This is a genomic window from Modestobacter sp. VKM Ac-2983 (assembly GCF_026967885.1).
Classification (GTDB): domain Bacteria; phylum Actinomycetota; class Actinomycetes; order Mycobacteriales; family Geodermatophilaceae; genus Modestobacter.
Genome location: NZ_JAPVBK010000003.1, coordinates 658333 through 666901 on the forward strand (window position 1 = coordinate 658333; position 8569 = coordinate 666901).

The 8569-nt window shown below is 73.6% G+C and carries 4 protein-coding genes and 1 pseudogene; all 5 read left to right on the forward strand.

The features are described from left to right. Window positions 1-2 precede the first annotated feature (2 nt). Window positions 3-1940: a methylmalonyl-CoA mutase family protein gene (locus O2W18_RS15170; protein ID WP_269188305.1), complete on the forward strand. Its 1938-nt coding sequence runs from the start codon at window positions 3-5 to the stop codon at window positions 1938-1940. Continuing rightward, on the forward strand, window positions 1937-4147 hold the full coding sequence (scpA, locus tag O2W18_RS15175) for a methylmalonyl-CoA mutase (protein WP_269188306.1): 2211 nt from the start codon (window positions 1937-1939) through the stop codon (window positions 4145-4147). Before O2W18_RS15170 ends, scpA begins: the two co-directional genes overlap by 4 nt. A gap of 43 nt (window positions 4148-4190) precedes the next feature. Continuing rightward, entirely contained in the window at window positions 4191-5168 is a 978-nt protein-coding gene (gene meaB, locus O2W18_RS15180) for a methylmalonyl Co-A mutase-associated GTPase MeaB (protein WP_269188307.1), read from the forward strand. A gap of 120 nt (window positions 5169-5288) precedes the next feature. Beyond that, on the forward strand, window positions 5289-6698 hold the full coding sequence (locus tag O2W18_RS15185) for an NAD(P)H-quinone dehydrogenase (protein WP_269188308.1): 1410 nt from the start codon (window positions 5289-5291) through the stop codon (window positions 6696-6698). Window positions 6699-6915: 217 nt separating this feature from the next. Then, window positions 6916-8569 (forward strand): annotated as a pseudogene (locus tag O2W18_RS15190) (hypothetical protein); the annotation flags it as partial.

An 8569-nucleotide genomic window follows, 5' to 3' on the forward strand; every position in this document is an offset into this window, starting at 1 on the left:
CGATGAGCTCCACCGACCAGCGACCTGCGCGGCCCGGTGGCGGGCCGCCGGCCGAGCCGGCGGCGCCGGACGTGCTGACCCTCGCCGGCGACTTCCCCGCGGCGAGCCGGGAGCAGTGGCGCGACCTGGTGGCCGGGGTGCTGCGCAAGGCCGGCCGTGATGAGCTGCCCGACCCGGTGGAGGAGGCGCTGGTCCGCACCGTCGCCACCGGGGTCACCGTCGCCCCGCTGTACACCGCCGAGGACGCCGGGGACCTGCCCGCGCTGGCCGGCGTGCCCGGGCTGCCGCCGTTCGTCCGCGGCTCGCGGGCCGGTGCCGCCGGGGTGGCCGCGGCCGGTGGTGCGGACCCCGACGTCCCGGGGGGCTGGGACGTCCGGCAGCGCCACGCCGACCCCGACGTGGCGCGCACCCGGGAGGCGATCGCCGCGGACCTGGAGAACGGCGTCTCCTCGCTGTGGCTGGTGGTCGGCGACGGCGCGGTGCCGGCGGGCGCGCTGGGTGAGGTGCTCGCCGACGTCCTGCTGGACCTGGCGCCGGTGACCCTGCAGGGCGGTCCGTCTGCCGCGGAGGCCTTCCTGGCGCTGGTCGCGGGGCGCACCGACCTGGCGCCGGGCGGCTGCCTGGGGCTGGACCCGCTGAGCGTGCACGCGGCGACGGGGCAGCCGCAGGACCTCGACGGCCTGGCCGACCTGGCCCGCCGCACCCCGGCGGGCTGGCGCGCCGTCGTCGCCGACGGGACGGTGTTCGCCGACGCCGGTGGCTCGGTGGTGGAGGAGCTCGGTTGCGCGGTCGCCGCCGGGGTGGCCTACCTGCGGGCGCTGACCGAGGGCGGGCTGGACGTCGCCGACGCCTTCGGTCAGCTGGAGTTCCGGCTGTCGGCCGGCGCCGACCAGTTCACGACGATCGCCGCGCTGCGCGCCGCACGGCGGCTGTGGGACCGGGTGGGCGAGGCGAGCGGCGTGCCGCCGGAGGGCCGGGCGATGCGCCAGCACGCGGTCACCTCGGACGTGATGGTCACCCGGCACGACCCGTGGGTGAACATGCTGCGCACCACGGTGGCCTGCTTCGCCGCGGGCGTCGGCGGTGCCGACGTGGTGACGGTGCAGCCCTTCGACGCCGCACTCGGGCTGCCCGACGCCTTCGCCCGGCGGATCGCCCGCAACACCCAGAGCCTGCTGGTGGAGGAGGGGCACCTCGCGCGGGTGCTCGACCCGGCCGGTGGCTCCTGGTACGTCGAGTCGCTGACCGAGTCCCTGGCCCAGGCATCCTGGGCCTGGTTCACCGAGATCGAGCGGGCCGGCGGGCTGGCGGCGGCGCTGACGTCCGGGCTGGTCGCCGACCGGATCGGCGCCGCGTGGGCGGAGCGGCAGGAGCGGATCGCGCACCGCACCGACGCGATCACCGGCGTCACCGAGTTCCCCAACCCGACCGAGGTGCTGCCCCGCCGCCGTCCGGTGGCCGAGGCGCTGCCGCCGACCCCGGGCGGGCTGCCGCGGGTGCGGGCCGCGCAGGCGTTCGAGCAGCTGCGCGACCGGGTCGAGTCCGTCGATCCCCGACCGTGGGTGCACCTCGCCACGATCGGGCCGGTCGCCCGGCACACCGCCCGGGCCACGTTCGCGGCCAACCTGTTCGGTGCCGGCGGGCTCGCGGCGCCGACCGGGGACGCGGTGGACGGCCTCGCCGGCACGACGGTGGCCTGCATCTGCGGCAGCGACCGGGACTACGCCGACTCCGCTGCCCCGCTCGCCGCCGAACTGCGGGCCGCCGGTGCCACCCAGGTCTGGCTGGCCGGGCCGCCGTCCCTGGCGGTGGACGGCGTCGACGGGTACCTGTACGCCGGGTGCGACGCCCTGGACGTCCTGACGACGGTCCTCGCCGACCTCCTCCCCGACCACCAAAATGGCCATTTTGGTGGTCCTGACCAGGAGGTGTCGGCATGAGCGCGATCCCCGACTTCGGTGGCATGGCGCTGGGCCGCCCGCAGCCGACGGCCACACCGGACGACTGGGCGAAGGCCTACGCCGACGCCACCGGCCGGGACGTCGGCGAGGCGACCTGGCAGACGCCGGAGGGGATCGCCGTCCCCCCGCTGTTCACCCAGGACCAGTTGGCCGACGTCGACTTCCTCGACACCCTCCCGGGCATCGCGCCCTACCTGCGCGGGCCCTACCCGACGATGTACACGACCCAGCCGTGGACGGTGCGGCAGTACGCCGGGTTCTCCACGGCGTCGGAGTCCAACGCCTTCTACCGGCGCAACCTGGCCGCCGGGCAGAAGGGCCTGTCGGTCGCCTTCGACCTGCCCACCCACCGCGGCTACGACTCCGACCACCCGCGCGTGGTCGGCGACGTCGGGATGGCCGGGGTGGCGATCGACTCGATCCTGGACATGCGGCAGCTGTTCGACGGCATCCCGCTGGACCGGATGAGCGTCTCGATGACGATGAACGGCGCCGTCCTGCCGGTGCTGGCGCTCTACGTGGTCGCCGCCGAGGAGCAGGGGGTGAAGCCGGACCAGCTCACGGGGACGATCCAGAACGACATCCTCAAGGAGTTCATGGTCCGCAACACCTACATCTACCCGCCGAAGCCCTCGATGCAGATCATCAGCGACATCTTCCGGTTCACCTCCACGCAGATGCCGCGGTACAACTCGATCTCCATCTCCGGTTACCACATCCAGGAAGCCGGGGCGACGGCCGACCTGGAGCTGGCCTACACCCTCGCCGACGGGGTGGAGTACCTGCAGGCGGGCAAGGCGGCGGGCCTGGACGTCGACGTCTTCGCGCCCCGGCTGAGCTTCTTCTGGGGCATCGGCATGAACTTCTTCATGGAGGTCGCCAAGCTGCGGGCCGGCCGGCTCCTGTGGGCGAAGCTGGTGAAGGAGGCGGGGGCGACCAAGGACAAGTCGATGTCGCTGCGCACCCACTGCCAGACGTCGGGCTGGTCGCTGACGGCGCAGGACGTCTACAACAACGTCGTCCGCACCTGCCTGGAGGCGATGGCGGCCACCCAGGGGCACACCCAGTCGCTGCACACCAACGCCCTGGACGAGGCGCTCGCACTGCCGACGGACTTCTCCGCCCGGATCGCCCGCAACACCCAGCTGCTGCTGCAGCAGGAGTCCGGGACGACGCGGGTCATCGACCCGTGGGGCGGGTCGGCGTACGTGGAGAAGCTGACCTACGACCTGGCTCGCCGGGCGTGGGCGCACATCCAGGAGGTCGCCGAGCACGGGGGCATGGCGCAGGCGATCGACGACGGCATCCCGAAGCTGCGGATCGAGGAGGCCGCGGCCCGCACCCAGGCCCGGATCGACTCCGGCCGCCAGCCGGTGATCGGGGTGAACAAGTACCGGGTCGAGGCCGACGAGGCGGTCGACGTCCTCCGGGTCGACAACGCCGACGTGCTCGCCCAGCAGAAGGCGAAGCTGGCCGAGCTGCGAGCCTCCCGGGACGGCGCCGCGGTGACCGAGGCGCTGGGCCGGCTGACCGACGCCGCCCGCGCCGCCGCGGAGGGACGGCGCGGGGACGAGCTGTCGTCGAACCTGCTGGCGCTGGCGGTCGACGCCGCGCGGGCGAAGGCGACGGTGGGGGAGATCTCCGACGCGCTGGAGGCGGTCCACGGCCGGCACTCCGGTCAGGTCCGCACCATCTCCGGTGTGTACCGCGATGAGGCCGGCGCCTCGGGCCCGGTCGAGGAGACCCGGCGGGTGGCTGCTGCGTTCGCCGAGGCAGAGGGCCGCCGTCCGCGGATCCTGGTGGCCAAGATGGGCCAGGACGGGCACGACCGCGGGCAGAAGGTGATCGCCACCGCCTTCGCCGACCTCGGCTTCGACGTCGACGTCGGCCCGCTGTTCCAGACGCCGGAGGAGGTCGCCCGGCAGGCGGTGGAGGCCGACGTGCACGTCGTCGGCGTCTCCTCGCTCGCCGCCGGCCACCTGACCCTGGTGCCGGCGCTGCGGGACGCACTCGCCGACCTCGGGGCCAACGACGTGCTGGTCGTGGTGGGTGGGGTCATCCCACCGGATGACGTCCCGACGCTCAAGGAGATGGGCGCGGCCGCGGTCTTCCCGCCCGGCACGGTCATCGCCGAGGCCGCGCAGGACCTGCTCCGCACCCTGTCCACCCGGCTCGGCCACGCGTGACCGTCTCCACCAAAATGGCCATTTTGGTGGGTCGGGGGCCGGTGTGAGTCGGCCCGTCGACGTCCCCGGGCTGACCGAGGGGGTGCTCGCCGGGGACCGGCGGGCGGTGGCGCGGGCGATCACGCTGGTCGAGTCGCGGCGGGCCGACCACCGGGAGGCGGCCCAGGAGTTGCTGGTGGAGCTGCTGCCGCACGCCGGGGACGCCCGGCGGGTGGGGATCAGCGGGGTCCCCGGGGTCGGGAAGTCGACGTTCATCGACTCCCTCGGCGTCGACCTGACCGCGGCGGGGTCGAAGGTCGCGGTGCTCGCCGTCGACCCGTCGTCGGCCCGGTCCGGCGGCTCGATCCTGGGCGACAAGACCCGGATGGCCCGGTTGGCCGTCGACCCGAACGCGTTCATCCGACCGGCGCCCACCGCCGGCACGCTCGGCGGGGTGGCCCAGGCGACCCGGGAGTCGATGGTCGTGGTCGAGGCGGCCGGGTACGACGTCGTCCTGGTGGAGACCGTCGGCGTCGGGCAGTCGGAGGTGACCGTCGCGGAGATGGTCGACTCCTTCCTGTTCCTCACCCTGGCCCGCACCGGTGACCAGCTGCAGGGGATCAAACGGGGGATCCTGGAGATCGCCGACGTGATCGCGGTGAACAAGGCCGACGGCCCGGGTGAGGTCGACGCCCGCCGGGCCGCCCGCGAGCTGGCGGGGGCGATGCGGATGCTGCGCGGCGAAGCCGTCCCGGTGCTCACCTGCGCCGGGCTCACCGGTGCGGGGCTGGACGAGGTGTGGGCGAAGGTGGTCGAGCACCAGGACCGGATGCGGGCCTCCGGTCAGCTCGACGAGCGGCGCCGAGGACAGCAGGTGCGCTGGACCTGGCAGCTGGTCCGCGACGGGCTGGAGCACCAGCTGCGCGAGCACCCCGCGGTGCGGTCGGCGACGCCGGAGCTGGAGGCGGCCGTGCTGGCGGGGGAGCTGACCCCCGCACTGGCCGCCCGCCGGTTGCTGGACGCCTTCGCATCGTCCCGCTGACAGCTCGGCGGGCCCCGGTGGCTCCTCGGGGTGGCCCGCCCGCGTGGGTGGGCGACGGCGGGCCCGGCAGCAGGGACAATGGCCGGTGCACACATCGGTCCAGCACTGGGAGCAACGACCATGACCCGCATCGTCATCATCGGCGGCGGCCCGGCCGGGTACGAGGCCGCGCTCGTCGCCGCCCAGCTCGGTGCAGACGTCACCGTCGTCGAGCGCGACGGCATCGGCGGCGCCAGCGTGCTGACCGACTGTGTGCCGTCGAAGACCTTCATCGCCTCCGCCGGCGCGATGACCTGGGTGCGCGACTCCGTCGCCCTGGGGGTCACCGGCACCGAGCTGGGGCGGGCGGCGCTGGACCTGGCGACGGTGAACAGCCGGATCAAGGGGCTGGCCGTCGCGCAGTCCTCGGACATCCACCACCGCCTGGAGTCCGAGGGGGTCCGGATCATCCGTGCCTCGGCCCGGCTGGCCGACGAGAAGCTCGGGCTGACCGTGCACCGGGTCGAGGTCGTGGACGCCGACGGGCAGGTCGCCGAGACACTGGAGGGTGACGTCGTCCTCATCGCCACCGGTGCCGATCCCCGCGTGCTGCCCGGGGCCGAGCCGGACGGCGAGCGGATCCTGTCCTGGCGCGACGTCTACGAGCTCCAGGAGATGCCCGAGCACCTGATCGTGATCGGTTCCGGCGTCACCGGTGCGGAGTTCGCCTCCGGCTACCTCGAGGCCGGAGTGCCGGTCACCCTGGTGTCCTCCCGCGACCAGGTGCTGCCCGGAGAGGATGCCGACGCCGCGGCCGTCGTGGAGGAGGTCTTTCAGTCCCGGGGCGGCCGGATCGCCGAGCGCAGCCGCGCGGAGAGAGTCGTGCGCACCGAGAAGGGCGTGCGGGTCGAGCTGACCGACGGCCGCGTCGTCGAGGGGTCGCACGCGCTGATGACCGTGGGCACCGTGCCCAACAGCGGTGGGATGAACCTGGAGGCATGCGGCGTCGAGCTCACGCCGGCCGGGCACGTCGTCGTCGACCGCGTCTCCCGCACCACCGTCGCCGGCGTCTACGCGGCCGGCGACGTCACCGGGGTCTTCCAGCTCGCCTCCGTCGCGGCCATGCAGGGCCGGATCGCCATGTGGCACGCCCTCGGCGAAGCGGTCGCGCCGATCCGGCTGAAGACCGTCTCGGCCAACGTCTTCACCCACCCGGAGATCGCCACGGTCGGCGTGCAGGAGAAGTCGCTGACCGAGGACGGGGACGTGGAGGTCATCCGGCTGCCGCTGGTCACCAATGCGCGGGCGAAGATGGGCGACCTGCACAGCGGGTTCGTGAAGCTCTACGCCCGCCGCTCGACCGACGTCGTCATCGGCGGCGTGGTCGTCGCACCGGGTGCGTCCGAGCTGATCCTGCCGATCGCGCTGGCCGTCACGAAGGGTCTGACCGCCGGGGACCTGGCGCAGACCTTCGCGATCTACCCGTCGCTGTCCGGCTCGATCACCGAGGCCGGCCGCCGGTTGATGGGGATCGAGGACGAGCACAGCTGACCTAGCTCCGGGCCGCCCGGCAGGAGGGGAGCGGTCAGCCGTTCAAGTCCAGCGCGTGCTCCGCCGATGAGAAGAGAAGTCCCTCTCAGCTCTGGAGTCGTGCGTGCGTCCCTCATCTCGTCCGCGGCGCCCTCTGCTGCTGGTCACGGTCGCTGTGGCCGTCCTGTCGTTTGCTGCGACACCGGTGGTGGCGCGAGCGGAAGCCCCCTCCTCGGACGTGCGCGCCGGCGAGGCGGTCGTCGGCGAACTGGTCCAGGCCTACGACGACCCCGGTCCGTCAGCCGAGGTGGAGCACCACGACGAGGACGAACACTCCGCCGGTCTGCTGAGCTGGGTGCAGACGGCTGCGGGGGAGTCCGTGCGGGTCGTCACCGAGGATCTCCCCGACATCGACTCCGGCTCGACCGTCGAGGTGACCGTCGGCGAGGTGGTCGCCGACCGGGCGTCGGAGGACGGGGTCGAGCCGGCCCGGGAGGTGCTCGCGGCTGAGTTGGTCGCCGAGCCGTCCGTCGACGAGTCGGTGACCGCGCCTGCGGTCGCGCCCATCGACCACGTCGTCACCGTCGTGATGATGCGGCCGCCCGGTGCTCCGGCCGACCCGACCACCCTCGCCGACGTGCAGGCCGTCGTCGGGGGTGCGGTCGCCGACTTTTGGTCGCAGCAGACCGGCGGCTCGGTCCGCCTCTCCCTGGCCGGTGGACACGACTGGGCAGACAGCTCGGCCGGCTGCTTCGAGCCCCTCGCACTCTGGGACGAAGCCGCCAAGCGGGCTGGCTGGGCATCGGTGCATCCTGCGGCCGGCCAGCACCTGCTGGTCTACGTCCCCGCCGGGACGCCTGGGTGCTCATACGGCCTGGGCACCGTGGGCTCCGGGCTCGGCAGCGGCGGGTTGGCCTACGTGCAGGCAGCCCGCACCTCGGTCATCGCCCACGAATTCGGGCACAACGTCGGCCTGGGGCACTCTTCGGCGCTGCAGTGCGACGCGGCGGTCGACACCGGCACCTGCCAGGTTGCGGCCTACAACGACTACTACGACGTCATGGGCACCTCCTGGGACCAGGTCGGGTCCCTCAGCGTCACCCAGGCGGCTCGGATCGGCGTGCTCCCCGCCGAGCAGCAGCGGGCCGTCGCCGCGGCCGACGACGGCGGCGACTTCACCCTGGTGCCGGTGTCCTCGGCCAGCGGCACCCGTGCGCTGCGGCTGACCTCGACGCAGGGAGTCGTCTCCTGGCTGGAGCTGCGGACACCGGCGGGCCGGGACGCGTGGCTGGGCACGTCGGCGAACTGGCCTCGCCTGCAGACCGGCGTGCTGCTGCGCCGCAGCGGCAACTCCGACGACACGTCGCTGCTCCTGGACGGCACCCCGTCGACGCGTGACCGTTGGTCCGGCGACAACCTGGTCGCCCTGCCCGTCGGCACCACGGTCGAGGTGGGCAGCGGTGACTTCTCTGTGACGGTGCTCGGCGTCTCGGCGGACGCGGCCACGGTCCGGGTCGACACTGTGCTCCGCACAGCGACCGCTGCCATCGATGCGGCGTACGCCGGGTCAGGTGGTGTCGAGGGCCCGCTGGGTGCGGGAACATCCGAGGTCGTCTGCGGGCTGGCCGGCGGCGCTTGCCGGCGCAGCTACGAGAACGGTGAGGGCTGGTGGACCTGGGCGACCGGGGCCGCGCTGGTGCACGGCGACGTCTTCGCCGCGTGGACGGCGGCCGGGGGTGGGACTAGCCCGTTGGGTTATCCGGTGACCGGGTTGATCTGTGGGATGCGGGATGGTGGTTGTGGTCAGGTGTTCCGGGGTGGGCGGATCTACTCCTCGCCGGCCACGGGGGTGCATGCGGTGTCGGGTGGGATGCATGCGGTGTGGGCGGGGC